General features: G+C 34.6%; 22 protein-coding genes and 1 tRNA gene. 9 read left to right on the top strand and 14 right to left on the bottom strand.

What is annotated here, in order from left to right; all coding sequences use genetic code 11:
• From G7034_RS04410 to G7034_RS04395, 4 genes are all read right to left on the bottom strand, one after another.
• The coding region (locus G7034_RS04410) for a hypothetical protein (RefSeq protein ID WP_166399756.1) at nt 1-1,619 on the bottom strand (1,619 nt) is incomplete at its 3' end.
• Nucleotides 1,620-2,498: 879 nt separating this feature from the next.
• The gene (locus G7034_RS04405; protein WP_166399755.1) at nt 2,499-2,981 is read right to left on the bottom strand and encodes a DUF4199 domain-containing protein; all 483 of its coding nucleotides are present in this window, start codon (nt 2,979-2,981) and stop codon (nt 2,499-2,501) included.
• A 7-nt stretch (nt 2,982-2,988) separates the two neighbouring features.
• Complete coding sequence (gene secA, locus G7034_RS04400) at nt 2,989-6,354, bottom strand: preprotein translocase subunit SecA (protein WP_166399754.1); 3,366 nt, start codon at nt 6,352-6,354, stop codon at nt 2,989-2,991.
• A 134-nt stretch (nt 6,355-6,488) separates the two neighbouring features.
• The gene (locus G7034_RS04395; RefSeq protein WP_073193496.1) at nt 6,489-6,710 is read right to left on the bottom strand and encodes a DUF2795 domain-containing protein; all 222 of its coding nucleotides are present in this window, start codon (nt 6,708-6,710) and stop codon (nt 6,489-6,491) included.
• A 247-nt stretch (nt 6,711-6,957) separates the two neighbouring features.
• On the opposite strand from G7034_RS04395, the gene G7034_RS04390 reads away from it, so the two are divergent.
• Complete coding sequence (locus tag G7034_RS04390) at nt 6,958-8,103, top strand: beta-ketoacyl synthase N-terminal-like domain-containing protein (RefSeq protein ID WP_166399753.1); 1,146 nt, start codon at nt 6,958-6,960, stop codon at nt 8,101-8,103.
• A gap of 32 nt (nt 8,104-8,135) precedes the next feature.
• Here the strand turns inward: G7034_RS04390 and G7034_RS04385 are convergent, their stop codons facing one another.
• The 5 genes from G7034_RS04385 to G7034_RS04365 form a co-directional block, all read right to left on the bottom strand.
• Nucleotides 8,136-9,530: a TlpA family protein disulfide reductase gene (locus tag G7034_RS04385; protein ID WP_166399752.1), complete on the bottom strand. Its 1,395-nt coding sequence runs from the start codon at nt 9,528-9,530 to the stop codon at nt 8,136-8,138.
• Nucleotides 9,531-9,539: 9 nt separating this feature from the next.
• Nucleotides 9,540-9,983 (bottom strand): nucleoside deaminase, encoded by a 444-nt coding sequence (locus tag G7034_RS04380; protein ID WP_166399751.1) that lies wholly within the window; start codon nt 9,981-9,983, stop codon nt 9,540-9,542.
• A 59-nt stretch (nt 9,984-10,042) separates the two neighbouring features.
• On the bottom strand, nt 10,043-11,149 hold the full coding sequence (gene dinB / locus G7034_RS04375) for a DNA polymerase IV (RefSeq protein WP_166399757.1): 1,107 nt from the start codon (nt 11,147-11,149) through the stop codon (nt 10,043-10,045).
• Nucleotides 11,150-11,810: 661 nt separating this feature from the next.
• On the bottom strand, nt 11,811-13,172 hold the full coding sequence (locus G7034_RS04370) for an ATP-binding protein (protein ID WP_166399750.1): 1,362 nt from the start codon (nt 13,170-13,172) through the stop codon (nt 11,811-11,813).
• A 568-nt stretch (nt 13,173-13,740) separates the two neighbouring features.
• A complete protein-coding gene (locus tag G7034_RS04365; RefSeq protein ID WP_166399749.1) occupies nt 13,741-14,139 on the bottom strand; it encodes an HIT family protein in 399 nt (132 codons plus the stop codon).
• Nucleotides 14,140-14,511: 372 nt separating this feature from the next.
• Between G7034_RS04365 and G7034_RS04360 the strand changes: the two genes are divergently transcribed.
• Nucleotides 14,512-15,252, top strand: coding sequence for an O-methyltransferase (locus tag G7034_RS04360; protein WP_317163733.1), 741 nt, complete (start codon nt 14,512-14,514; stop codon nt 15,250-15,252).
• Nucleotides 15,253-15,496: 244 nt separating this feature from the next.
• On the opposite strand, the gene G7034_RS04355 is transcribed toward G7034_RS04360, so the two are convergent.
• Together G7034_RS04355 and G7034_RS04350 are read right to left on the bottom strand one after the other, a co-directional pair.
• Complete coding sequence (locus tag G7034_RS04355) at nt 15,497-15,787, bottom strand: type II toxin-antitoxin system RelE/ParE family toxin (protein ID WP_166399747.1); 291 nt, start codon at nt 15,785-15,787, stop codon at nt 15,497-15,499.
• The gene (locus G7034_RS04350) at nt 15,780-16,028 is read right to left on the bottom strand and encodes a type II toxin-antitoxin system ParD family antitoxin (protein WP_041578750.1); all 249 of its coding nucleotides are present in this window, start codon (nt 16,026-16,028) and stop codon (nt 15,780-15,782) included. The genes G7034_RS04355 and G7034_RS04350 overlap by 8 nt, the downstream gene beginning before the upstream one ends.
• An 88-nt stretch (nt 16,029-16,116) precedes the next feature.
• Here G7034_RS04350 and G7034_RS04345 point away from each other — a divergent pair, with 88 nt between their 5' ends.
• The 6 genes from G7034_RS04345 (at nt 16,117) to G7034_RS04320 (ending at nt 20,539) form a co-directional block, all read left to right on the top strand.
• A complete protein-coding gene (locus tag G7034_RS04345; RefSeq protein ID WP_166399746.1) occupies nt 16,117-16,650 on the top strand; it encodes a hypothetical protein in 534 nt (177 codons plus the stop codon).
• 24 nt (nt 16,651-16,674) lie between these two features.
• Entirely contained in the window at nt 16,675-16,845 is a 171-nt protein-coding gene (locus G7034_RS04340) for a hypothetical protein (protein ID WP_166399745.1), read from the top strand.
• Nucleotides 16,846-17,043: 198 nt separating this feature from the next.
• Nucleotides 17,044-17,403 carry a dihydroneopterin aldolase gene (gene folB / locus G7034_RS04335; protein ID WP_166399744.1) on the top strand — a complete coding sequence of 120 codons (360 nt, stop codon included), beginning with the start codon at nt 17,044-17,046 and terminating at the stop codon, nt 17,401-17,403.
• Between the two features lie 236 nt (nt 17,404-17,639).
• Nucleotides 17,640-18,239, top strand: a complete 600-nt coding sequence (locus G7034_RS04330) for a Uma2 family endonuclease (RefSeq protein WP_166399743.1) — start codon at nt 17,640-17,642, stop codon at nt 18,237-18,239.
• 118 nt (nt 18,240-18,357) lie between these two features.
• Nucleotides 18,358-18,428 (top strand) — tRNA-Cys (locus G7034_RS04325).
• Nucleotides 18,429-18,919: 491 nt separating this feature from the next.
• Nucleotides 18,920-20,539 (top strand): S41 family peptidase, encoded by a 1,620-nt coding sequence (locus G7034_RS04320; RefSeq protein ID WP_166399742.1) that lies wholly within the window; start codon nt 18,920-18,922, stop codon nt 20,537-20,539.
• A gap of 67 nt (nt 20,540-20,606) precedes the next feature.
• On the opposite strand, the gene G7034_RS04315 is transcribed toward G7034_RS04320, so the two are convergent.
• Nucleotides 20,607-20,849: a DUF2007 domain-containing protein gene (locus G7034_RS04315; RefSeq protein WP_166399741.1), complete on the bottom strand. Its 243-nt coding sequence runs from the start codon at nt 20,847-20,849 to the stop codon at nt 20,607-20,609.
• A gap of 655 nt (nt 20,850-21,504) precedes the next feature.
• Here G7034_RS04315 and rnr point away from each other — a divergent pair.
• Nucleotides 21,505-23,733 carry a ribonuclease R gene (gene rnr / locus G7034_RS04310; protein WP_166399740.1) on the top strand — a complete coding sequence of 743 codons (2,229 nt, stop codon included), beginning with the start codon at nt 21,505-21,507 and terminating at the stop codon, nt 23,731-23,733.
• A gap of 115 nt (nt 23,734-23,848) precedes the next feature.
• Here the strand turns inward: rnr and aspS are convergent, their stop codons facing one another.
• The gene (aspS, locus tag G7034_RS04305; RefSeq protein WP_166399739.1) at nt 23,849-25,603 is read right to left on the bottom strand and encodes an aspartate--tRNA ligase; all 1,755 of its coding nucleotides are present in this window, start codon (nt 25,601-25,603) and stop codon (nt 23,849-23,851) included.
• Between the two features lie 106 nt (nt 25,604-25,709).
• Complete coding sequence (locus G7034_RS04300; RefSeq protein WP_166399738.1) at nt 25,710-26,069, bottom strand: phage holin family protein; 360 nt, start codon at nt 26,067-26,069, stop codon at nt 25,710-25,712.
• Nucleotides 26,070-26,144: the final 75 nt, after the last annotated feature.

The following is a 26,144-nucleotide window of genomic DNA, read 5'->3' as shown; positions in this document are numbered from 1 at the left end:
CCGGTAATTTCATCGATTTTGGAGGTTAAATCAAATTCGGTAAATCCGAGTTGTTCTTCAGAGAAATCACATTCAGAAAAAAGTTCAGGCTCGTTAATTTGTGGGGGGATTAGGCTTTCAATTTCAAACTCACTTACCGCAAAACAATTGTCGTCAAATCTTCTTACAAAGAGGCTTTCTATGAGTTCGGTGGGGTTGTAATCTGCTGGGTTTTCAATGGGGTTTTCACCTTCCTCTGCATCTTCTTGGCTTAGGTGGAAACTTATTTCGTCTTCGGTGTCTTCAGCATTTTCCAGAGCTTCTTCTAAGTTGAAAAAAGATTCAGATAAGTTGGCGCATTGGGTGAGGTTTTGGGTGGTGAGAGGTTCGGGAGAAATAGGCAGGAAAAGTTCCTGCTCAAAATCGTTGTTGAGGATATTACTTTCGTTGATGGGGTTTGAGCCATCGGCAAGGGTGTTGACTTTGGCGATTAGTGTGGTGTTTTCAGGAATTTCATCAGGGATGCTAATGGTGAAAAATTGGGTTTCTGATTCATCGATGGCAATTTCAGCTTGGGTAAAAAAAGTTTCTAAAAAGACTTCTTCATCATTTTCGTCTAAAACAAAAAAGGAAATGGGCGTGTTGGCAGGCAAGATATCACTTGCATTAAAATTCCCAACCTGGGTTTCAATAGTAAAATCCCGTTCATCACAATCGGCTATTCCTGAAAAATTGATAAGCTCTACGGTAGCATCTGGTAACTCAGAGCGGATGACGGTGACTACGTTTTGGATATATCGATTGAAACCAGAGGTAAAAGTAATGTTAGCACTCGTATCTCCTTCTTCAATATAGTTAGAAATATCAAAAAAATCTAAATCCATATTCCATAAATCGGTAGCTCCTGTGTAAGAGTTGGTACCGTTAAATGGATTATCAACTGGATTTAATGGTGGATTGCTCAATAAATTTCCATTAAATGAAATACTTTCATTAAAGAATAAATTAGGGCTTCCATTCCAAGCTAAAAAGCCCATTCGAGCATCTTGTGTATCGACCACGTTTAAGCTACCTACTTCAATTGTGGCTGAGGAATTTAAACCAAAACCATAAACAGATGCAAATCCATTATAAACGTTTACCTGCTGTATTGGTAATGTATTGTCTTCATATATAACAAAAATTGACCAACCACTAAATTGTGTGCCACCAGAACAATCAGCTCCTATAATAGGGTTTAAATCTAAACCTGAAAAAATATATGTACCACTTCCATCTTCCTGAACAAGTTGAGTTATGTCTTTAAATGATCCATAATAAAAAAAGGAGCCAAATTGTTGCGGATCTACAACGTTAATTATATCTGCAAAGATGGTCTCTCCATTAAGTTGTATTTCAGGATCAAATAAACCATTTCCTACACCCGACCAGTATAAATAAGCTAAAACAATATTTTGATTATTTTCTAACTCTAGTACTGCAGATGATTGAGTCAGCATCTCACAAGGTGGAGGTGGATTAGAATTATTGTCAAATTCATTATGTGTGTTACCAAGAATCTTATAATCATACTGACCATTATATTGAGCAGACAGTTCAAAGGGAATTGTGGTTGGTTGAGCAAATGTTATATTTGACATTATAATAATCAAAAACAATATGCTTAAAAAATTGAAATTAGTTTTCATAATATCAAATTTAAAAGTAATTAATTTTGAGTTAAATAAACAATTGTTAAAAATATATTCATTAAACAAAAAAACTGATAATCAATGTTTTAAATTTGTAAACAGTTGTTTGATGTGTTTTAAGAAGAAATTTAGGTTTTAACTTTTATAGCTTAAGGTATTGATGATTTTTTTAATTCTTTCTTTATGGTTTTCCGAACTTTCTACTTCCTTTTGTCTTTCCGCACAAGAGCTCACTTCGATACAATTGAATGTTTTTTAATGAAACATTCAATCACTCAGTGACCACACTTTATCGATACAATTTCAACTCCACTCTCGATCGTTGAAATCACTCAGTGACCCCGCTTCGATACATTTTCTTTTCCCTTATTGCTCAAGAAAAAAACTCGAACTGACATAGGTTTTCATTACGGGGAGATTCCGCACTTCCCCTTCCTTTTGACATTCCGCACGAGCGATAACGAGACGCGGAATCTTATGATTTGGAATTCTGATCATGTCTTTGGTTAGGTAGTTTGTTTGTGTTTTCATAACGGTAAGATTCCGGATAAATTTCTTAGGAAATTTTCCGGAATGATAGTTCAATGAGCATGGGGGATTTTCCAGAATGACAGGTCGATGAGGGTATTGGAAAATTTTTTGCGGTATGACAGGTTAATGAGGGTGTTGGGGAATTTTCCGGAATGACAAGTTAATGAGGGTTTTGTCACACCGAGGGACGAGGTGTCCCCATCCAGCTAATCACGTCCTGTTTTTAAGCTCCCTTCCCACTTGTGCTGCTTGCACTGAGTATAATCGAAGTGAGCCAAGTCGAAGTATCGGGGAGATTTAGAGGGGCTTTTTTTTCTTCAAAAAATAAGCCACGGGACCAGCAATGACAATTCCCATAGAAACATTGAATAAAATACCGTTTTTAATATAGGCTTCTAAGCTGTGAAAGTTTTTGGCTTCGGCTTCTTTACCTCCGCTCATAAGGTAGCGATCTATGGCTAAATCAATAAAATCTGGTGATAAAAATCGGTTCATGTAATACACCACTGCTGGTGAAAGAGCTGCGATTAACAAAGCTAAAACTCCACCAGAAACAAAAAGTTGTTGCCAGTTGGCTTCGCCTTTAAAATAGTCATCACGTTTTGCTTTGATGCATAAATAAAAAAACACTACCTGCGGAATTATGATGAGCAAGGAATAAAAAGCATGTTGTTGAATAAGCTCATCATGCCAACCCAAAACTTTCTCTAAAGAAAGCCAAAGGGCATTGAATGCTGTAAAATACAGTGCCCACTTAAACTCAATTTCAAACTTACTCATAAGTGTATTATGCTTTTTTTGCTAAAACCCACTCGCCTTTTTCAATTAAGGGTTGAGCTTGCTTGAACTTTAAGGTTTTTTCTTCACCATTAGTTACATTTTTAACAACCACCTTGTCATTTCTGCCAATTTTTGGTTGCTCCCTAACAATGGTTTCAGTTACTTGAGGTTGTTGTCTTCCTGCTTGTTGACCAGCGGCTCTATTTTGTGCTGCTTGCTCGTCAAGGTTTCTCACCTCTTCTTTTTTGGTTTGTACACGTTCTTTTGGCCTTGTTTGGGAAGCTTCTTTAATACTTGAGGTATCGCGTTGAGGAATTTCACCTTTAAACAAGAAAGAAATCACATCTCTATTCACCTCATCTAACATCACTTTAAATAGCTCTAAAGCCTCAAACTTATAAATCAACAAAGGATCTTTCTGCTCGTGTACCGCCAACTGAACACTTTGCTTCAACTCATCCATTTTTCTAAGGTGGTTTTTCCAAGCTTCGTCAATAATGGCTAAGGTAATATTCTTTTCAAAATCGGTTACTAATTGTTTTCCTTGAGATTCGTAAGCCGATTTTAAATTAGTAGCTACTTGTAGGGTTTTTGTTCCATCGGTAAAAGGAACAGCAATACGCTCAAAACGTTCTCCGTGTTGTTCGTAAACTTGCTGAATTACAGGAAGAGCAACTTCTGCATTTCTGCTCATTTTATCTTCGTAGCTTTGGTAAGCCAATTGATATAGTTTTCCAACAATTTGTTGCTCATTCATCTTCTTGAATTCTGCATCATTAACAGGAGGTTCTACAGAGAAAAAGCGAATGCATTCAAACTCAAAGTTGTCAAAATCGTTGGTTAATTTATTGTTAGCAGTAATTGATTCAGAAATATCGTAAATCATATTAGCAATATCAATTCTTAATCGTTCACCAAAAAGTGCATTGTATCTACGTTTGTAAATCACCTCACGCTGGGCGTTCATTACATCATCATATTCTAAGAGACGTTTTCTTACCCCAAAGTTATTTTCTTCCACTTTTTTCTGTGCGCGTTCAATGGATTTTGAAATCATGGAATGCTGGATTACTTCGCCTTCTTCAAGTCCCATTCTGTCCATTAATTTGGCAATTCGTTCAGAGCCAAATAAACGCATTAAATTATCTTCTAAAGAAACATAAAACTGAGAACTTCCTGGATCTCCTTGACGTCCGGCACGACCTCTTAACTGTCTATCTACCCTTCTTGAATCGTGTCTTTCTGTGCCAATAATGGCTAAACCGCCAGCTTCTTTTACTTGTTTAGAAAGTTTAATATCCGTTCCACGTCCCGCCATATTGGTAGCAATGGTAACAATTCCTGCGTTTCCTGCTTCGGCTACAACATCAGCTTCTTTTTTATGCAATTTAGCATTCAAGACATTGTGCTTGATGTTCTTTATTTTTAACATTCTGCTTAAAAGTTCAGAAATATCTACGGATGTGGTACCAATTAAAACAGGTCTTCCTGCTTCAGAAAGTTGCACTACCTCATCAATGATGGCATTGTATTTTTCGCGTTTGGTTTTATACACCATATCTTGGCGATCGTCTCTAGCTATTGGGCGGTTGGTAGGGATTTCAACCACATCCAATTGATAGATTTCCCAAAATTCGCCTGCTTCTGTTACGGCTGTACCCGTCATTCCTGAAAGCTTGCGGTACATTCTAAAGTAATTCTGTAAAGTAACCGTAGCAAATGTTTGGGTAGCATCTTCTATCTTTACACTTTCTTTGGCTTCAATAGCTTGGTGAAGACCATCACTATATCTACGTCCGTCCATGATACGTCCAGTTTGTTCGTCAACAATTTTTACCTTGTTGTCCATCACTACGTATTCCGTATCTTTTTCAAATAAAGTATAAGCCTTTAAAAGCTGGCGTAAGGTGTGAATTCGTTCACTTTTCACGCTGAAATCTCGGTACAATTCTTCTTTTTTTGCTACTTCATCTTCTTTGGGAAGTTTTTGCTTTTCAATTTTTGCGATTTCCATTCCAATTTCAGGCATCACAAAGAAATCTGGGTCTTTCTCTCCAGATAAAAATTCTACTCCTTTATCGGTTAAATCAATTTGATTCGATTTTTCTTCAATTACAAAGAACAAGTCGGCATCTACCTTAGGCATTTCCCGATTATTATCTTGCATGTAAAAGTTTTCTGTTTTTTGAAGAATTTGTTTTACTCCATCTTCCGATAAAAACTTAATTAAAGCTTTATTTTTAGGAAGCCCTCTATAGACTCTTAAGAGTTGAAATCCACCTTCTTTAGTATCTCCTTCTTTAATTAATTTTTTTGCTTCAGCTAGCACGCCTGTTAAATATTTACGCTGTGCTTCCACAATTTGAGCTACTTGAGGTTTAAGCTGATCAAATTCGTGTACATCACCTTTTGGCACAGGACCAGAGATAATTAAAGGAGTACGAGCATCATCAATTAACACGGAATCTACCTCATCAACAATGGCGTAATTAGGTTTTCTTTGCACTAAATCATCAGGCGCGTGACTCATGTTATCACGCAAGTAATCAAAACCAAATTCATTGTTAGTTCCGTAAGTAATATCGGCATTGTAAGCGTTTCTACGTTCAGGCGAATTCGGTTTATAATAATCTACACAATCTACACGAAGTCCGTGAAATTCAAAGATGGGAGCCATCCAAAGGCTATCACGTTTAGCCAAATAATCATTTACGGTTACTAAATGCACTCCTTTTCCGGTAAGTGCGTTTAAGTAAACCGGTAAGGTAGCTACCAAAGTTTTACCTTCCCCCGTTTGCATTTCAGCAATTTTTCCTTGGTGCATGGCCACCCCGCCAATCAGCTGAACATCATAATGAATCATATCCCAAGTTACTTCTTTACCAGCGGCATCCCAAGAATTTTTCCAAAGGGCAAAATCACCATCTAGGCTAACGTAATCTTTTTGAGCTGAAAGTGTTCGGTCAAATTCAGTAGCTTTCACCTTCATTTCGCTATTATGAAAAAAGCGTTTGGCAGTTTCTTTTACAACGGCAAAAGCTTCAGGTAAAATAGTGTTTAAAACCGCTTCAGAAGCTTCATAAATTTTATCTTCTAAAGCGTCCATTTCTGCGTAAATGTCTTCCTTTAGGTTAATATCTTCTTCTTGTTCGGCTTTCTGGTTTAAACTTTCTTTTTCCTCTTCAAAAGCTTTGGTTGCTTCAAAAATATTTACTTTAAACGAATTCGTTTTTTCACGTAATTCATCTATAGTTAAGGCTTCAAATTCATTTTCAAACGACTTGATTTTATTAACTATAGGGGTAATTAATTTAATATCTTTTTTGGCTTTATCGCCAACAAATGCTTTTAGTACTGAATCTAATAATCCCATAATGGATACTTTATTATTTAAATGGCTAATTACTTAGCGTTAAATTTGTTTTTTTATTGTTTTTCAAGTCCAAAGGTAAGGAAAAAAAAAAGTCTCTAACCGAGACTTTTAAAAGCTTTTATAAGTGGAAGATGTTAATATTCATCTTCATTCCATAAATAATCCTCATCGGTTGGATAATCCGGCCAAATTTCTTCAATAGAATCATACGTATCTCCTTCGTCTTCAATAGATTGAAGATTCTCTACAACTTCTAAAGGCGCACCTGTTCTAATGGCATAATCAATTAATTCATCCTTTGTTGCAGGCCAAGGTGCATCGCTCAAATAAGAGGCTAATTCTAACGTCCAATACATATATATTCGTATTACAATTTTTGCAAAAGTATGTTTTTTGCCGAAATTTACAACTTATTTTTAATGAATTTAAAATTAATTTTTCTGCGCTTTGTGTTTGAGCGCTAAATAGTTGCTATGGCAAGTGTGTTTCTATGAGCTTCTAGAACAGCTTTGACTCTTATTCTTGTTTGCATACAATGTATAAATTTAGCTTATTAAGCACTGGCAGGGCTTTCTACTTGTTTATATTTGCATAAAAAAGCTAGTGCCTAACAACTTATATATTAAAGCTTTTGAAAGCATTTCCGCTTTGGGAAATTCGGCTGCAGCGATTTGGGAAAATTATAGCCAGGCGCAACCCTTATTTGCTGAAAAAAAAATAAATAATGAAAACTATTGGGTGAGTTCGTTAACTTTAGTCCAAGAAGAAAGTTTACGAGAACTTCAGCAATCAGATAAAAGATATAGGCTGTTAGACCCCTCAGTTTTACAAAGTTTGTACTTGGCTAAAAAATTACATCAAAATACCAAGATTAATTGGACTAATACTGGTGTAAATATAGGTTCTTCACGAGGAGCAACCACTACTTTTGAAGCCAGCCACCATGATTTTATAACCACCGGTAAAGTACCGAGTTTAACCTCTCCAATTACTACTTTAGGCAATATTTCTTCTTGGATAGCTCAGGAATTAAATACTGAAGGTCCTTGCATTTCTCATTCCATTACGTGCTCTACGGCTTTACACGCCTTACTCAATGCCAAAGCTTGGTTGCATTCTGGCATGGCAGAAAGTTTTGTGTTTGGCGGCACAGAGGCTCCGTTAACGCCCTACACTATTGCGCAAATGAAGGCTTTAAAATTATACAGTAAATCAACAAGTAAGTGGGCTTGTGAAAGTTTGGCTATGGATAAAAAATCAAATTCCTTAGTGCTTGGGCAAGCGGCAAGTCTTTTTGTTGTTGACACAAAGCCTGAAAATGCACTTGCCAAAATTGCTGGTGTTGGTTTTGCTACTGAAAAAATTCAACATAATATTGCGATTTCTAAAGAAGCTAAATGTTTTCAAAAATCCATGAAAATGGCTTTAAATGAAGCCAACTTAAAACAGGTAGATGCTATTGTAATGCATGCGCCTGGAACAGTAAAAGGCGATTTAGCAGAACTAAAAGCCATTGAAAAAAGCTTTGATCAACGGCCTTTTTTAACCACTAACAAATTTATGATAGGTCATAGCTTTGGCGCCTCTGGAGGCATGAGTCTAGAGATGGCCATTTTCATGTTACAACACCAACAACTCATTGAAAATCCGTTTTACAAAAATCAAAAATCTCCAAAAGAAATTAAAAACATTATGGTAAATGCCGTTGGTTTTGGAGGAAACGCTTGTAGTGTAATTGTGAGTTTATGAGAAAATTAATGCTGTTATTAACCTGAAGGTTATTAAAAATTTCTTTTTACCTCACTTAAGTGTAAACTCCGCAACACAATTTTTCCTTCTTGATTAAGCAAAAAATAAGTTGGAAAAGCTTCTAATTGAAGTTGTTTGATTTGTTTTTGGTCTTGGGTGGGGTGCAAGTGAAAGTTAGTCCATTCCATTTTCCTTCTTACTTGCATTCTGTGGGCAGCACCCGCATTTTCATCTACAGAAAAACCTAAAATGGCTACCTTAGAAGTGTCTATTTCTTTTAAATCCGGAACTTCTTTTAAGCTTCGCTTTTCTTCTAAAGACCAAAAATAAAGTAATTGAAATTCTTTTTCAGTGGAAGGGAAAGTGGTTTTTTCGCCTTGAAAATTAGCCACTTCATTCAGTGGAAAATAATTCCCCATTCTGCTGCCTATGGGATTTTCGTTTTTACCTAAATAATCCATACGTAATTCTTTTCCGTCTTCAGCAAGCCATTTAATCTTAAAATCGTAGTTGTTTAAATTTATGGTGTCTCCAATGGAATAAGGGCGCTTGTTTAAAGGTGTTTTTTCTTCTTCAGCAAGCTTAAAAAAATTGAATTTAGTGTCTTGCATTGTGTAAAATGCTTGCAAAAACTGATTGGCGACTTCTACCTGATAAGATTGATTGGCAACTTCAAAATTAGTTTTCATCACTTTGGGGAAACTCACGGCTATAAAATAATCTTCTTCGGCGGGGTTGTCTGCATAAAAACTCACCTCGGTTTCCATTTGATAAGGGTTTACAACCACAACTATTTCGCGCTCTTCAACTTGTTTTTTATTTACATAATCTATTTTGAAGTTGGTTTTGGGTAAAAATTGTTCTTGATTTTCTTCAAAAAACTCTTCGTCATCTTCATCAATAAATTCAAGTGGAAATTCAAATTGAAGCGGTTCATCATCAGAAAAATCAAAGTTTTGATTGCTGTCTGGAATGATTATTCGTTCTCCGCTTTGGTCTGTTCCCAATAAAAACAAAAGGTCGGTTTTAGGATTTTCCTCGCTTAAAGTTTCTACATCAATATTAAAAATTGTTTTAATCTGCTGAAAACGCTCTTCTGAAATTTCGCCTTTTTTAAACTGATTGTAGTAATGCTGATGCTTTTGAAGCACAAAAGACCGAACGACATAATTTTCTAAATTAGCTGGCACTCCTTGATAAGCAATAGTCCTATTTAAGGGAAACAAAATCTCTCTATTAGGCAAAAAGCTTCCGTAGCCCAGGTTACTTTGTAAGTCTAGGCTTAATGAATTTACTTCAACCGTTTTTTCAGGTTGATTTATTGTTTTCTTATCCTCATTACAAGATTGAAAGAGGATGAAACAACAACCCCAAAAGCCTATTAATTTTAACGATTTCAAATATTTTTTAATCCACTGCTGTTTCATGAAATTTCTCTATTTTCTTTTATTATTGAAAAATGCTTGTAATAAATCCTGCGCTTCTTTAGCCATAATTCCGTATTTGATTTTTATTTTTGGATGCATTTGTGTGCCCATTTTCCGAAAGCCTCTTTTGGGGTCTGAAGCGCCATAAATTACTTCATCAATTTGCGACCAATACAAGGCGCCTGCACACATTTGGCAAGGTTCTAAACTTACATATAACTTACATTTTTTCAGGTACTTTCCGCCAAGGTAATTGGCTGCTGAAGTAATAGCCAACATTTCGGCATGGGCGGTAACATCATTTAATTGCTCGGTAGAATTATGGGCTCGAGCAATAATTTGCTGATTACTCACCACCACTGCACCCACAGGAACTTCGCCTTTTTCAAAAGCTAGCTGAGCCTCTTCAAGGGCTTTCCTCATAAAATAAACATCATCAAAAACTTGCATCATTTTACAAAAATATTAATAAACTTCTATGCTGTTAGGTGTTTTCAAAAAAGTTTTGAGCATCAAAAAGGCAACTTTAATTGTTGTTCTTTGAGGTAATCTATTTTTTTGGGTGTTTCATTATTTAAATTAGATAAACTAATGCCTAACAAACGCACTGAGTCTTTCAGTTTCTCTTGGTACAATAGTAATTTCGCCTCCTCAAAAATAAGGGATTTACTAGCAATGAAAAAGGAAAGTGTCTTACTTCGAGTTTGTGTATTGAAATCGGAATACTTAATTTTTAAGGTAATGGTTTTTCCTGCAACTTTCGATTTTTTGAGTCGCTTTTCCACCTCTTCAGCAATTTGAAGTAACTTTTCTTCCATAAAAACTTCTGAACTAAAATTTTGAGAGAAGGTACGTTCTGCACCAAGCGATTTTCGAGTTCTGTTGGGTTTGACATCGCTTAAATGAATACCGCGTACAATTTGGTAATAATGTAAACCGCTTTTACCAAAGTTTTTTTCCAATTCATCAAGGCTCATTTTTTTTAAATCGGCTCCCGTGAAAATGGCCATGGCATACATTTTTTCTTGGGTTTTCTTACCAACGCCATAAAATTTTCGAACATCTAAATTTTCTAAAAATGAAATTACCTCATCCGGCGGAATAGTTTTTTGTCCGTTTGGTTTATTGATATCACTAGCAATTTTAGCCACAAACTTGTTAATGGAAATCCCTGCTGAAGCATTTAAACCTGTTTTTTCTTTTATTCGCTGCCTGATTTCGGTAGCCAGCAAAGTTGCGCTAGGATGATTTTTAGTGTTCTGCGTTACGTCTAAATAAGCTTCATCTAAAGAAAGTGGTTCAACTAAAGGCGTGTATTCAAAAAAAATACTTCTAATGCGTTGTGAAATTTCTTTATAGCGATCAAACCTAGTTTTCACAAAAATTAAATCGGGACAAAGACGTTTGGCTTGTCTTCCGCTCATAGCACTTTTCACTCCGAATTTTCGAGCTTCATAACTAGCGGCAGCTACTACTCCACGATCAGAGCTCCCGCCAACGGCAATTGGTTTTCCTTGCAATTCTGGAAAATCCAATTGCTCTACCGAGGCATAAAATGCATCCATATCTACATGAATGATTTTTCTGATGTGTTCTTTAAAATCTGTTACCGGTTGCATTTTTGTAATTCCTACTTCAAAATTAAGCAATAATACCGATTTGATTTTTTAAATGTCGTTAATAAATCAATAGCCACCATCTTCAGGGGGAAAATAATTCGGAAATTAATAGTCAAATGTTTTCATAAAAAAATCAATAGCCCCATCTTCAGATGGGGGAAAAATAATTCGGAATTCCGCATGGGCTTTAGCCCAATTCTTTGCTATGATGATTTCCAAAATTATTCATTAAAAAAAATTCGGCTAAAGCCTATTTGCGCTTTCGAGCTATGAACGGGATAAATCCCGTTCCTATTGAATTACGAAAATTAAATCCTAAATTCGGTTGAATCAATTAAAATTCAAAACCATAAACAGAATAAATTCCATTCCTATTGAATTATGAAAAAAATCAAAAATCGATGGTCAAGGTGTTTTCATAAAAAATTAATAGCCCCCATCTTCAGATGGGGGAATGATTCGGAATTCCGCATGGGCTTTAGCCCAATTCTTTGCTACGATGGTTTCCAAAATTATTCATTAAAAAATTCGGCTAAAGCCTTTTTACGCTTTCAAGCTATGAACGGTATAAATCTCGTTCCTATTGAATTACAAAAATTAAATTCTAAATTCGATGGTATTAATTAAAATTTAGAACCTTCAATAGTGCAAATTCAATTATTTAAAATGGGTTGTTCTTGATGAAGTTTGTGATTTCTTCTTCAAGTTTTAGTCCTAAATAGTAAGGTAAATTGAGTAGTTTGTATGTTTTTCCTCGTTTTGTTTTGCCTTCTTCAACCGAATATTTTCCAGCGTATAGTCTAACCGCATAAGGATGTTCAGATAAATCAATAAACTCATGCAAGGATTTAAGTGTGCCCTTTTTTCCTGATTTTATTTCTATAGGTATAAGTAGTTCATTAATACGTATAAGCAAGTCAACTTCAGCTGATGATTGCTTTTTGTCTCTTACCCAGAAATAGGGCAATTGATATGCATTTGTATTTTTAGAAATTAGCTCCTGTGTGATTAGATGCGGAATTATTGCTCCTCTGTAAGCATCACTTAAATCGTTTAGTTGAATTAATTGATCTTGAATTGATAGACAAAAATTTAAAATTCCGGTATCTAAAAACTGAAGTCTTGGTGACTTTCTCAATGATGGTATAATTGGAAAGTCAACTTTTGTACATGGATAAATTAATTGAATAATTTTAGCATCATTTAGCTGTTTAAAGGCTTCAGAGACTTCTCTTGATTTATAATTAGAATTTCCAAAATTTTGAAACTTTATTCGCTGGTCTGCATACAATGGAGCAGTATCCACTAAAAATTGAATTATTCTATTTTGACTCGTATTTTTTGCATATTTCAAAATGTCTTCTTTGTAGGTAGTCCATATACTTTCATAAATCCTTGGTAAACTTGAAAGTTGATTTGTTACAGCGTAATTAGTTACTACTTCCGGCATACCACCAATTATGGCATAACGGTTAAACCATTCTAAGGCTAATTCATGTAAGCTTACTTTCCAGTCCTTGTCTAAGATAGCACTAGCCAAGATTTTTTTATTATTCGCTATAAGAAACTCACGAAAATTAAATGGAAATAAATATAAAAACTCTACCCTCCCAACAGGAAAATTAGAAATATCCTTCATTTTATGTTCTAAGAGCGACCCCGCACCAATTATGCTTAATCCAGGATGGTCTTCATAAAAATACCGGAGTTGAGCAATTGCCCTTGGCTCTTCTTGGATTTCATCAATAAAGAGTAGCGTATTATCTATATTCTTACTATTAATATTGTTTCTCAAAAAAAGAATATCAATTAACTCGCTGGCTTCAAGATTCTGCTTAAAAAGAGAGGCGTCTTTACTTTTCTCTAAATTTAAATGAATAAAATAATCATACTCTTTTGAAAACTGCTTAATAAGCGTGGTTTTACCAACTTGTCTTGCTCCTCTTATAATTAATGGCTTCTTATTTTCTTGATTTTTCCAAACCAATAAATCAGCATATCTATCTCTTTTTGTTAACTGCATAACCTCAACTTTATCATTTAATGCGTAACTTCTTATAAATGATGCTAATATAAACTATTTTGCAACAAAGTCAGGGTTATTTTGTTTAAATTTTGTAATAAAGTCAGGGTAATTTTACTCAAATTTTGTAACAAAGTCAGGGTAGTTTTTGTTTTGAACATACTGAAAAACCCTTGGATCACCTCAAATACTTAGAAAAATCAAAAATATTTTTTTAAAAAAAACTCTTCTGTTCTATATTTGTATCTCATTTAATTTTAAATCGAAATATTTTAGCCCCCGTCTTCAGATGGGGAAAAATAATTCGGAATTCCGCATGGGCTTTAGAGCTATGAACGGGATAAATCCCGTTCCTATTGAATCAAAAAAATTAAATTCTAAATTCGGTTGGATCAATTAAAATTTAAAACCATAAACAGAATAAATTCCGTTTCTATTGAATTATGAAAAATTAAAAATCGATGGTCAAGGTGTTTTCATAAAAAATTAATAGCCCCCATCTTCAGATGGGGGAAAAATAATTCGGAATTCCGCATGGGCTTTAGCCAAATTCTTTGCAATACTGGTTTCAGCTTAATTCTACATTTGAAGCTATTTCCTGAGCTAAATCACCAAGTTCCTCTTGATTCATTTCAACCTTGTGCTGAAAGGTCATTTCCTTCATATCGTTTAAAGGAATTAAATGCACGTGCACATGAGGGACTTCTAACCCTACCACCGCCATCCCAACACGTTTGCAAGCAATGGTTTTTTCAAGAGCGTGAGCTACTTGCTTCGAAAATTTCATCAAGGCTAAATAGGTTTTTTCGTCTAAATCGAAAATTTTATTTACTTCCTTTTTTGGAATACACAAGGTATGTCCTTTGGCATTAGGATTAATATCCAAAAAAGCTAAAAAATCATCATTTTCTGCTATCTTATGCGCAGGAATTTCTCCGTTTATAATTTTTGTAAAAAGTGTAGGCATATTTTTAATTTTGGCTAAAGTTAGTGGATTTTTCAAAGCTATGAAAGCTATGCAATGCAAATTAGGCTTAGAGTTTTGATGTGATATTGAATATTCCTTTCCTTTGGAATCGTAATTTGTTCGGTCGGGATTAGCTAAAAACCTATGCCCCAAGCGGGGTCGAATTAATTCTGGATTTGCATTAAAAATACTAAACCAAAATCACGATTCTTAACCTAAAACACATCTCTAGGTACTCTGGGTAAGCAACTTTGCTAACTCTGCGTGAAAATGAACAAATCGATTTATTAAAATAAAAATTCAATCGATTTTCCTTATTTTCGCTTTCATTTATAACTGATGTGGTACCCCATAAAATCCTATTTGCCGTATTTGCTGAATTCTCAAAATCAGCATGGTTTGCATTCGCCTTTTGTGTATAAATTAGTGACCGAATGTTTTTATGATACTTCGCATCGAGAAGCATATTCCGTTTGGAAAAATCTTCAAAAGCAACTTTTTAAATCGCATGGAGTTATTCAGGTAAAAGATTTAGGTGCGGGTTCGCGAGTTTTTTCTTCCGCAGAGCGAAAAATTTCTTCCGTTGCTAAAAATGCAGGAACCACTTATAAACGAGCTAAATTTTTACATCGTTTAACCTATTATTTAAAAATTGAAAACGCTTTAGAATTGGGAACTTCCTTAGGTTTAGAAAGTGTAGCTATGGGCTTAAACAAACAAATACAACTAACTACCATTGAAGCCTGTCCAGCAACTGCTAAAGTAGCTCAAACTAATTTTAAGCAACTTAAGCTTAGCAACATCAATTCAAAAATCGACACATTTAATGCTTTTCTGAAGAATTTAAACCAAGACACTAAATTCGACTTAGTCTTTATTGATGGCCACCACGACGGAGAAGCCACTTATAATTACTTCCTTCAGCTATTGAAACATCAACATAACGAAAGTGTTTTTATTATTGATGATATTTATTGGAGCAAAGACATGCATCAAGCTTGGAAGAAAATTATACAACATCCAGAGGTCACTGTTAGCATCGACACATTTTTCTGGGGAATGATTTTTTTTAGAAAAGAACAAGCTAAACAAGATTTTAAAATTAGGTTGTAGAGGTTCCTCTAACCTTCTTGCCGCAGCGAGAGCATAACTATATTCTATCTGTGAACCAATGAAATACAATTTAAAGTCTTATATTCGTTTTATGAAAACGGTTTGGCTATGAACAGTGGCGTGCAAATAAGCACTTTCGTTATTGTTCAATCGTAAAATTAGTAAAAAAAACCGAACCTTTCATTTCAGCCCAAACCCAAGCCATTGTGTATAGCTATTGTTGGGTGTAGTTTTTATTATTCGGTTATTCTTTTTTCAAATCCATTCGCTCGTGTAAAATTCTCGTTATTTCGATTGGATTTAATTCTGATTTTCGATAAAATATTACGTGTCGATTTGCTTTCAGTCCGAAAAGGTCAGATTTAATTCCATCATAATTTTTTCCAAGTTCAGGATTGTCGGCAATATCTTGGCAAATATCCAAGAGCATATCGTAATATCTGTCAGCTTGGTTTTCAGACCAATTTTCGAGTGTATACTCCCAAATTCCGTTTAAGTCAGCTACAGCCTTATTGGTCAATTCGTATTTAGCCATTCTTTCTGCGTTTCGCTTTTAGTTCCTCAAGATTTTTTTTAGGGTCGAAATCGTGAGCAATTCCGCTATCAATTCCTTCTTGAATAGCATTCCTTAACGCAATAACTTTACTTTCTTCATTTTCCAATAGTCGAAGTCCAGCTCTGATAACTTCGCTTACGTTTTTGTAACGTCCAGCAGAAACCTGAGTTTGTACAAACTGGTCAAAATAATTTCCGAGTGATATTGATGTATTTTTCATTTCGTTTTAAATTTATTCAAATATACCAAATTTTGGTAAAATAGTCAAATTTGCAGATTTTCGCTCAAATTACACCCAACTTTATATTATGAAAAATAAACTTTATATATTCATCCTTTTATTCCTTATTTTAGGATGTAGTAGTGACGACGATAGCTGCGTTGGTATAGATTGCCTACCCGAAGCCACTCAAACCGGAGCAGGCACCTTTGGTTGCCTTGTTAATGGAGAACCTTTTGTTGATAACTCTGGTGATTTTAATTGCTTTTACCAACTGGTGGATGGGGAATATTATTTTTCAATTAGTGGTAGAAAAGAAGGATTTATACCACGAGGTATTAGACTAAGCACAACATCCCTTGAATTAGCCAATGGAGAAACTTATCAATTAGTAAATAATGAAGAGGGACAGGCTCATGCAGCAGTTATTTTTTATACTACTGGAAATTCGAATAATACAAACACAACCAATCAAAATTTCAATGGTAGCATAACCATAACAAATTTGGATTTTTCCGATAACATTGTCTCTGGATATTTTGAATTTAATATTCAAGATACACTAACAAGTGAAATCTATTCAATAAAAAATGGTCGATTCGACGCTCAATTTAATCAATAACTTTTAACCCAATAAATTACAATTATGAAAAAACTAATTTACTTGCTATTAGTAGCCCCAAGCTTTATGTTCTCTCAAATCAATCTGGATATGGGATGGGCAGCACAAATCAACCCAATATGTGATAACCTAGAAAAACAACGTATTGAATCGGGTATGTTGTTAGATTATGCCCCTGCATCCGACGACCAATAGGGAGAGGAATGCACGTTTACAGATGTTGCTGCTTACAATGGAAGAATCACTGACTCTACTTACATCAATGCCAATGTATTGGGAGATATTTATAAAACCTTATTTATGAGTAAAGTTGTGGCAGATGACTATTTAAACATGCTTTAATTCCACAAAACTCCTTTCTTTTGCTAAATTTGTATTTCAAAAAAAAGCGAAATGCACCACATAGAATTAGAAAATATTCGTTGCTTTACCAATCATGGATGTTTGGAAGAGGAGAAAAAAATTGGTAGTGAATACCGTGTCGATTTAAAAATAAAAGCCGATTTAAGCAAGTCGGCAGCAACAGACGATTTAAAAGATACGGTAGATTATGTTCACCTCAACACCATCGTTAAAGAAGAGATGTCCATACGCTCAAAACTATTGGAGCAAGTGGCTAACCGTATTTTGAATCGCATTGCAAATGAATTACCTCAAGTAGAAAATGCCAAAGTAAGCGTAGCAAAAATTAATCCTCCAATTGGTGGAGATGTGGCTTCGGTAAAGATTATCATGGAACGTGATTATAAATAGGAAATTAAATCTAGACTTATGCAGTAGTCCGTAAAGAATGAGCGGAACTATTTGTATTTGGTTGGGTTATACCATTTATCAATTGAAAATAGTATTTTTGTAAAAACACACAGCAACAGATTAAATACGCATGTATAAAAATTCTAAACACAGGGAAAATGAGTACACGTGTTATACCTGCCCGAGATGAGTTGATCAGGTGTGTCTGAAAGCTAAAAAACAAATCATATAAACACATGAAACCTGTAACCGACATCAACGAGTTGGATTTCAAAAAACAATATACTTATGCCGATTACCTAACGTGGCGGTTTAATGAGCGTGTAGAATTAATCAAGGGCTGGTTGTATAAAATGAGTCCAGCACCAAGGCGTTATCATCAAAAAATAGAGGGTATATTATTCTATGAATTCTTTAATTTTTTGAAATTAAACTCATGCGAAGTTTATCAATCACCTTTTGATGTTCGCCTTAAAAAAAATATAGAAAAAAACGATGAAATAGACACCGTAGTGCAACCCGATATTTGCATTATTTGCGATTTAGAAAAATTAGATGATGCTGGCTGCTTAGGTGCTCCAGTTTTAATTGTTGAGGTACTTTCAGTTTCAACCGCTAAAAAGGACTATAATGAAAAATTTAATCTTTACGAAGAAAATAGCGTAAAAGAATACTGGATAGCTGATCCTGCCAACAAAAGCATTGAGATTTTTAGCCTGATTAACAGTAAATATGAATCCTTAGGTTTGTTTAATGAAATAGAAGGAAAACAGGAAGTAGTAGGTAGTCTTTTTCCTGAGTTAAAAATCCCTTTAACTTCCATTTTTACAGAGTAAGGAGATGAGCAAATGTTTTAATGAATAACTTGGGATAAAGAAAGGTGTTGGGAAAACTAATTTGACAAATGCCCTTGGAATTCTGATTTTATTTTTAACTTTGCGCTTCCTAAGAAATGGTCTCGTGGCCGAGTGGCTAGGCAGTGGTCTGCAAAACCATGTACAGCGGTTCGAATCCGCTCGAGACCTCAAAATAAAACCCAAGTGCTTTATTTTTAAGTAGTTGGGTTTTTTTTGTTCGATGCCTAAATTTTATGAACTCGCTATATTATTAAGTTTAAAGTATGAAAATTCGTTTACTCAGACAGCATAAAATTTAACGGCTCTCTCACTTCAAATTTAACGATAAATTTTTGTAGTCCATTTTGAACTCCTTGTAAAATAGAGTAATTTTCCACTTATTGAAACACTAAACTTCCGTGGTCTCGAAATGAATTAGCCTCGTAATTTTAGATAAAAACCAATTCTTCATTTATTTTCAATACTTTTGTTGAAGAACTTGTTTGATTATTACATGTTGTTTAAAACAGCTTAATTGCTTATTTTAATGTAGGAAATTGTGCATATTTTCCCTAGCTATGCTTGGAAAATAACGAACAAAGAAAACAAAAAAATTGAATTAGATCTATACTCACCTATGAGTTTTAAATTGGAATTGTTGGAGCGTAAAAAAAACACAAATGAAAAAGAAACTTTTAGCACTAGTACTTGGAGGAGTAATTGCATTAGGCAGTTTAGGCTTTAATTACCGTTCAGACTTCTTTGAAATTGCCAAACAAATAGAAATTTTTACCAACCTCTACAAAGAGGTTAATATGAATTATGTAGATGAAATTAATTCGGCAGAATTAATGAACACGGCTATTGTTGCTATGTTGAAAGATTTAGACCCATACACACAATTTTATTCTGAGCAAGATGTACAACGTGCACGTATTCAGCAATCAGGTTCAGTTTCTAGCGTAGGGGCTAATTTTAAATTAATTAATGAACAGGTGGTTATTGCAAAAGTGAATCAAAATGGGCCAGCCGATAAAGCAGGCTTAAAAATTGGTGATGTAATTACCCATATAGACGGAATAGAACTAGCTAATTTTCAGCAAGATGCTTCAGAGTTGCTAAAAGGTGGAGCGGGAACAAAAGTTGAACTTCAGTTTATTCGTCAAGGAAAAGAAAAAGAATTGGAAGTAGAACGCGCTTCAGAAGAACAAAAAGCCGTTCCTTTTTACTCCCTTTTAGAAGACAAAACCGCTTACATTGCTTTAGCCAAATTTACTAAAACGGCCTCTAAAGAAGTTGGAGAAGCCTTGAAAAAATTGAAAGAACAAGGAGCTGAACAAGTTATTTTAGACCTTAGAGGTAACCCTGGCGGATTGCTTGGCGAGGCGGTGAATGTAACTAACTTGTTTGTTCCTAAAGATGTTTTAATCACTTTTACCAAATCGGCAATAGAAAAGTACAACCAAACTTACGTCACCCAAAATCGACCCATTGATGACCAACTACCTATGGCGGTTTTGATTAATGAACGTAGTGCTTCGGCAAGTGAAATTGTTTCTGGAAGCATTCAAGATTTAGACCGTGGTATAGTAATTGGCGCGCGAAGTTTTGGAAAAGGTTTGGTGCAACGACCTAAGAATTTGAATTATGGAACTTCAGCTAAAATTACTATTTCAAGGTATTACACTCCTAGTGGAAGGTGTATTCAAGCTTTAGATTACCAAGAAGGAAAAGCCATAAGAAAAAATAAAGAACAATACCAAGAATTTAAAACAAGAAACGGTAGAAGTGTTTTTGATGGCGGTGGAATTAGACCTGATATTGAAGTAGAAAGTGCACAAACTGAAGGTTTAACAAAGGCCTTATTAGAAAAAAATATGATTTTTGAGTTTGCAACTCAATTTTACTACACTCATTCGTTTGAGAACTTAAGTGATTTTAATTTAACTAATCAAGACTACAAGGCCTTTATCAAATTTGTTGAACAGTCTAATTTTAGTTATGAAACAGCTACAGAAAAACAACTTCAAACATTAAAAGAAGTAGCTGAAAATGAAAAACTAAACCAGCTATTTAAAAAAGATGTACTAACTATAGAAAAGTCAATAGACGCTTACAAAGAAGAATCATTTAACCAACGAAAAAAGGCGATTGAGCGTTTGCTTGAAGAAGAAGTGATTAGACGCTATTTTTATGACGAAGGAGTTTTTGAATTCGACACTAAAAATGCTGAAGAAGTAAAAGAAGCGCAAGAAATACTAAATAACAAAAAACGATACAAAGAGATTTTAAAGGCCTAATTATACCTAATTGAATATTAAAAATAGTAAATAGAGCACCATTTGATGGTAAAATTGATATTACAGCTTAAACAATTTTAAGATATTCATCTTCTGTACTAAAATCTCTTAAAATAGCTTTCGCTTGCTCAAGGTCGTTGGGGTGAACTTTCAGAAAAATCCCGCCTAAAGCGTTTGAATAAAAAGGAATCATACCAATAACGGTTTCATTTTGGAAGAAAAATCGGATGTTGTTTTTTTCTAAAACTAGCTTTAGCACCGTATATTCATGCGGATAAGTAAAAATAGCTATTTTAATAAAATCGGTCATGCTTTTATTTTAGTTCAAAAATAAACTTGTTTTCGTATGAATTATTTAAATTTTTGGTAAAAAATTAAACCTAGGCTAGTCTTAAACAGAAGTGCTTTTATAAGTTAAAAGGAAAAGTCGAAATTCAATTTATGATTTAAAAAACTAGTAAGATAAAGGTAAATCAATAACACCCCAATAGCTAGGATGCTTAAAAAGAAAATAAATATGGTTTTTGGCTTAAACACGCTTTTAAATTTAAAACAAAATTATAAAATTATTAACAAACTGAAAGCCAAAAAAGTTAATTTTTTAAGATTTAACACTCAGGTAATACTTGATTAAATAGCTGATTTTATATTGATTAAAGACATTAATTACAAATTCATCATTTTTTAAAGCACAAACTAAGAATTTAGTGGTATTGTTTCCAAATTAAGTGTTTTTTTAAGAATTATTGAATGTTGTAAATTGTGTGTGGTCACTGAGTGATTTCAACGAACGAGAGTGCAGTTGAAATTGTATCGAAGTGAGGTCACTGAGTGGTTTCGAACATAATTGGAAAATTAAATTCAATCAGCTTAAATTAGTATTAACCATTCAATAATACTTACTTGTCTTAAAAGCCTGTGTAGCTCCAATAAAAATACTTACATTTGAAGAGTTTAAAAAATATATGAGTAAAAAAAGAAATAACAATAGAAAAAGAAATAACGGAACTTCAAGCGCAAACTTTACGCATAAAATCCTAAGAATATTTAAATCTAACGAAAACGAATCCTTCAATTATAAAGAAATTGCTTCTCGCCTAAATGTAGATGATGCTAAAAGTAGAAATCGAATTATTCGAACCTTAGCTCAACAAACCGCTAAGGGTAAGCTCAAAGAAACTTCCAGAGGTAAGTTTCAATTTAATGGAAGTTCAGATTTTTATGAAGGAAGTATTGATATGACTTCCAAAGGTGATGCTTATGTTATTGTTGAAGGACTAGAAAACGATATTCACATTGCTAATGCTAACCTTAACAGTGCTTTAAATAGAGATAAAGTTCAGGTTTATGTGTTCAAAAACAGGCAACGATCAAGCGCTGAAGGCGAAGTTGTTGAGGTGCTTGAACGTCATACCACGCGTTTTGTTGGTGTTTTAGATCAGCAAAAAAACTTTGGCTTTGTGGTCATGCAAAATCCCAAAATGTACACCGATATTTTTGTTGCTCCAGAAAACATGAATGCTGCTAAAAATGGTGAAATGGTCTTGGTGGAAATGACTTCTTGGGGCAAAAATGACGATTCTCCCCGAGGGAAAATCATAGAAGTTTTAGGAATCCCGGGGGAACATCAAACCGAAATGCATGCTATTTTAGCACAATATGGCTTGCCAGAAAAATTCCCTAAAGAAGTAGAAGATTTCGCTAACCAATTAGATACTTCTATTCAAGCTTCAGAAATTGCTAAGCGAAGAGATATGCGGGATGTACTCACCTTTACCATAGACCCCGCCGATGCAAAAGATTTTGACGATGCTTTGAGTTTTAAGATGCTTGATAACGGAAATTATGAAATTGGTATTCATATTGCCGATGTTTCCTTTTACGTACAACCCGGAAGCGTTTTAGATGATGAAGCTTACCAAAGGGCTACTTCTATTTACTTAGTAGATCGCGTTGTCCCTATGCTTCCTGAAGTGCTTTCTAATAAGGCTTGTTCTTTAAGACCAAATGAAGAGAAATACACTTTTTCATCCGTCTTTGAAGTTACTCCTCAGGCAAAAGTGGTCAACGAATGGTTTGGAAGAACAGTTACTTATTCAGATGCGCGTTTTGCCTACGAAGAAGCTCAGTTTATTATTGATACAGAAAGTAATGAAATTGATGCTAGTGTTTCGCTTAGCGGAAAAACTTACCAAGTTGATAAGCGCATAAGTGATGCTGTTTTAAAATTGGATAAGTTGGCCAAAATGATGCGCCTAAAGCGAATGAAAAATGGCTCTATTTCGTTTGATAAAATTGAAGTGAAATTTGATTTAAACGAGGAAAATAATCCGGAGGGAGTCTTTTTCAAAACTTCTAAAGATGCCAATAAGTTAATTGAAGAATTTATGTTATTGGCCAATAAAAAAGTTTCTGAATTTATTGGTAAGCAAAAGCCTAAAAAGACCTTTGTTTATCGTTGTCATGACGAACCAGACCCAGAAAAACTAACTGCTTTAAATACCGTAGTTAACAAATTTGGATACCAACTGAACCTAAAAAGCAGAAAATCAACCATTAGTTCGTTAAATCAACTCTTGGAAGATGTGCAAGGCAAAGGCGAACAAAATTTAATTGATACCTTAGCTATACGTTCTATGTCTAAAGCTTATTATTCCACTCAGAATATTGGTCATTATGGATTGGCATTCGATTTTTACTCGCATTTTACTTCACCTATTAGAAGGTATCCTGATGTTATGGTCCATCGCTTGTTACAGCGTTACTTAGATGAAAAAGACAGCGTAAAACAAGAAGAATACGAAGAAAAGTGTAAGCATTCTTCTCAAATGGAAGGTTTGGCCACTAATGCTGAACGCGATTCAATTAAGTACATGCAAGTAAAATTCATGCAGCAGTATGAAGACCAAGAATTTACTGGAGTCATTTCTGGTGTAACCGACTTTGGAATGTTTGTTGAAATCATAGAAAACCGATGCGAAGGTATGGTGCGTTTAAGAGATATTGAAGGAGATCATTATTACTTTGATAAAGAGAATTATGCCATTGTTGGCAAGCGAAAAAAAATGACTTTTCAACTAGGTGATGAGGTTTTTGTGAAAGTAAAAAAAGCCGATTTAGTTAAGCGTAACATTGATTTTGAATTGGTTGGAAGCAAAGAAAACAAGTTTCTAGAAAAAGGCGAAGTAGTTTAGTTAACTAACTCATAATCACCTAACTAAATGACCTCTTCAGATTTTTCAATTGAACGGTATGCAATCTACTTGAAAGTATAATTAGCAGTAAACTCACTAAGTTCTGTAATCTAACTTAAGATTTCAGATTTAGCTTTAGGTGTAATTCTTTCAATTGAGCTTGGTCAAGTTTTGCCGGAGCATCAATCATCACATCTCTTCCTGAGTTATTTTTAGGGAAAGCTATGTAATCGCGAATACTTTCTTGACCGCCTAAAATAGCTACTAAACGATCAAATCCAAAGGCAATTCCACCATGTGGAGGTGCTCCATATTGAAAGGCATCCATCAGGAAGCCAAATTGAGCCTGAGCTTCTTCTGGTGTAAACCCAAGGTAATCAAACATCATGGCCTGGGTTTTCTGGTCGTGTATTCTGATAGATCCGCCGCCAATTTCATTACCATTCAATACCAGGTCATAAGCATTGGCTCTTACTTTTCCTGGAGCTGTGGCCAACAATGCAATGTCTTCTTTTTTAGGCGAAGTAAACGGGTGATGCATAGCGTGAAATCGTTCAGTTTCTTCATCCCACTCTAGTAGTGGAAAATCAACCACCCATAACGGAGCAAATTCATCAGATTTTCTTAAACCTAATTGTTCAGCTAGTTCCATTCGTAAAGCAGAAAGCTGAGCTCTTGTCTTATTTGCTTCACCAGAAAGCACACAAATTAAATCGCCTGCCTTTGCTTGTGTTTTTTCTGCCCAAGCTTGTAAATCTTCGTGGGTATAAAATTTATCTACAGAAGATTTAAAGCTTCCGTCTTCATTGCATTTTACATAAACCATCCCTTTGGCTCCAACTTGCGGACGCTGCACCCACTTAATAAGTTGGTCAATCTCTTTTCTGCTTTTAGAAGCACCACCAGGAACGGCAATACCTACTACCAATTCTGCTTCATTAAAAACTTTAAAATCTTTGTGTTGACTTACTTCATTCAATTCGCCAAACTTCATTCCAAACCTAATATCAGGTTTATCATTTCCGTAGGTTTTCATTGCCTCCTCATAAGTCATTCTAGGAAATTCAGCTACCTCTACATTATTCAATTGTTTAAGCAAGTGCTTAGTTAAACCTTCAAAGGTAGTTAAAATGTCTTCTTGTTCAACAAAAGCCATTTCGCAATCAATCTGCGTAAACTCGGGTTGTCTATCGGCGCGTAAATCCTCATCTCTAAAGCATTTTACAAGTTGAAAATACTTATCCATTCCCCCTACCATTAGAAGCTGTTTAAAGGTTTGTGGCGATTGAGGTAAGGCATAAAACTGCCCTTCATTCATTCTGCTAGGAACCACAAAATCTCTTGCTCCTTCAGGAGTTGATTTGATAAGATAAGGTGTTTCTACCTCTATAAATTCTTGATGTGTAAGGTAATTGCGTATTTCGGAAGCTACTTTACTTCTAAAGATAAGCTTGTTTTTTACCGGGTTTCTTCGAATGTCTAAATACCTATATTTCATTCTCAAATCCTCTCCTCCATCAGTTTTATCTTCAATGGTAAAAGGCGGGTTTTTGGCTTCGTTTAAAATCACCAAATCTTCTACTAAAACTTCAATTTCACCCGTTGGAATTGAGGTGTTTTTGGATTCACGTTCAATCACTTTACCCTTTACCTGAATCACAAACTCCCGGTGAAGTTTTCTAGCTTTTTCCATGATTTCATCAGCGGTGCGTTCCGTATCAAAAACTAACTGAGTAATTCCGTAGCGATCTCTTAAATCTACCCAAATTATAAATCCTTTGTCTCTTGACTTTTGGACCCATCCAGACAAAATTACCTCTTGATTGATATGTTGAGCATTTAGCGCTCCGTTGGTATGACTTCTAAACATGAAAACTTATTTTGAATGCGCAAAAATAGTAAGATATTAGTTTTAAGAATAACAAAAAAGGAATTCATTTAGTCGAAATATTTAATTTTAGCTTAAAAAATAATGTTTAGTGTTTTGAGGGATGATCCATTCTATTAGCTCCAGACCTAACCACTGATTGAATAAATGAAAGCAAAACACTAAATAATAAAGCCCACCAAAAACCATTCACGCTAAAACCATCAACTAAGGCATCGCACATTAAGATTATAGCTGCATTTATTACCAAAAGAAATAAACCAAAGGTAACTACCGTAACAGGAAGAGTAAATACCACTAAAATTGGTTTGACAAATATATTTAATAAGGCTAAAAGAGCCGCAACAACTAATGAAGTCATAAATCCATCTACGTTTACACCGGGTAACACAGTAGCTAGAGTAATGACAAAGATGGCCGTGACTACAAGTTGAATTAATACTTTCATAAGTGTTTGAATTTAAAAAAAATCGTCTTTTCAGATTGCAAAAATAGGAAATGCAAATTGAAAAGACGATTTTAT

Origin of the sequence: Psychroflexus maritimus (genome assembly GCF_011089875.1) — a bacterium.
Classification (GTDB): Bacteria; Bacteroidota; Bacteroidia; order Flavobacteriales; family Flavobacteriaceae; genus Psychroflexus; species Psychroflexus maritimus.
This window is presented reverse-complemented; position numbering and strand designations above follow the sequence as displayed.

What these genes read in the sequence shown, in the direction of transcription:
- G7034_RS04365 (WP_166399749.1), bottom strand. Translation starts at nt 14,139, where the DNA reads ATGCCTACACTTTTTACAAAAATTATAAACGGAGAAATTCCTGCGCAT.
- G7034_RS04355 (WP_166399747.1), bottom strand. Translation starts at nt 15,787, where the DNA reads ATGGCTAAATACGAATTGACCAATAAGGCTGTAGCTGACTTAAACGGA.
- G7034_RS04350 (WP_041578750.1), bottom strand. Translation starts at nt 16,028, where the DNA reads ATGAAAAATACATCAATATCACTCGGAAATTATTTTGACCAGTTTGTA.
- G7034_RS04320 (WP_166399742.1), top strand. Translation starts at nt 18,920, where the DNA reads ATGAAAAAGAAACTTTTAGCACTAGTACTTGGAGGAGTAATTGCATTA.
- folB (WP_166399744.1), top strand. Translation starts at nt 17,044, where the DNA reads ATGCACCACATAGAATTAGAAAATATTCGTTGCTTTACCAATCATGGA.
- secA (WP_166399754.1), bottom strand. Translation starts at nt 6,354, where the DNA reads ATGGGATTATTAGATTCAGTACTAAAAGCATTTGTTGGCGATAAAGCC.
- dinB (WP_166399757.1), bottom strand. Translation starts at nt 11,149, where the DNA reads ATGCAACCGGTAACAGATTTTAAAGAACACATCAGAAAAATCATTCAT.
- G7034_RS04345 (WP_166399746.1), top strand. Translation starts at nt 16,117, where the DNA reads ATGAAAAATAAACTTTATATATTCATCCTTTTATTCCTTATTTTAGGA.
- G7034_RS04330 (WP_166399743.1), top strand. Translation starts at nt 17,640, where the DNA reads ATGAAACCTGTAACCGACATCAACGAGTTGGATTTCAAAAAACAATAT.
- aspS (WP_166399739.1), bottom strand. Translation starts at nt 25,603, where the DNA reads ATGTTTAGAAGTCATACCAACGGAGCGCTAAATGCTCAACATATCAAT.
- G7034_RS04340 (WP_166399745.1), top strand. Translation starts at nt 16,675, where the DNA reads ATGAAAAAACTAATTTACTTGCTATTAGTAGCCCCAAGCTTTATGTTC.
- G7034_RS04380 (WP_166399751.1), bottom strand. Translation starts at nt 9,983, where the DNA reads ATGATGCAAGTTTTTGATGATGTTTATTTTATGAGGAAAGCCCTTGAA.
- G7034_RS04300 (WP_166399738.1), bottom strand. Translation starts at nt 26,069, where the DNA reads ATGAAAGTATTAATTCAACTTGTAGTCACGGCCATCTTTGTCATTACT.
- rnr (WP_166399740.1), top strand. Translation starts at nt 21,505, where the DNA reads ATGAGTAAAAAAAGAAATAACAATAGAAAAAGAAATAACGGAACTTCA.
- G7034_RS04315 (WP_166399741.1), bottom strand. Translation starts at nt 20,849, where the DNA reads ATGACCGATTTTATTAAAATAGCTATTTTTACTTATCCGCATGAATAT.
- G7034_RS04385 (WP_166399752.1), bottom strand. Translation starts at nt 9,530, where the DNA reads ATGAAACAGCAGTGGATTAAAAAATATTTGAAATCGTTAAAATTAATA.
- G7034_RS04395 (WP_073193496.1), bottom strand. Translation starts at nt 6,710, where the DNA reads ATGTATTGGACGTTAGAATTAGCCTCTTATTTGAGCGATGCACCTTGG.
- G7034_RS04370 (WP_166399750.1), bottom strand. Translation starts at nt 13,172, where the DNA reads ATGCAGTTAACAAAAAGAGATAGATATGCTGATTTATTGGTTTGGAAA.
- G7034_RS04405 (WP_166399755.1), bottom strand. Translation starts at nt 2,981, where the DNA reads ATGAGTAAGTTTGAAATTGAGTTTAAGTGGGCACTGTATTTTACAGCA.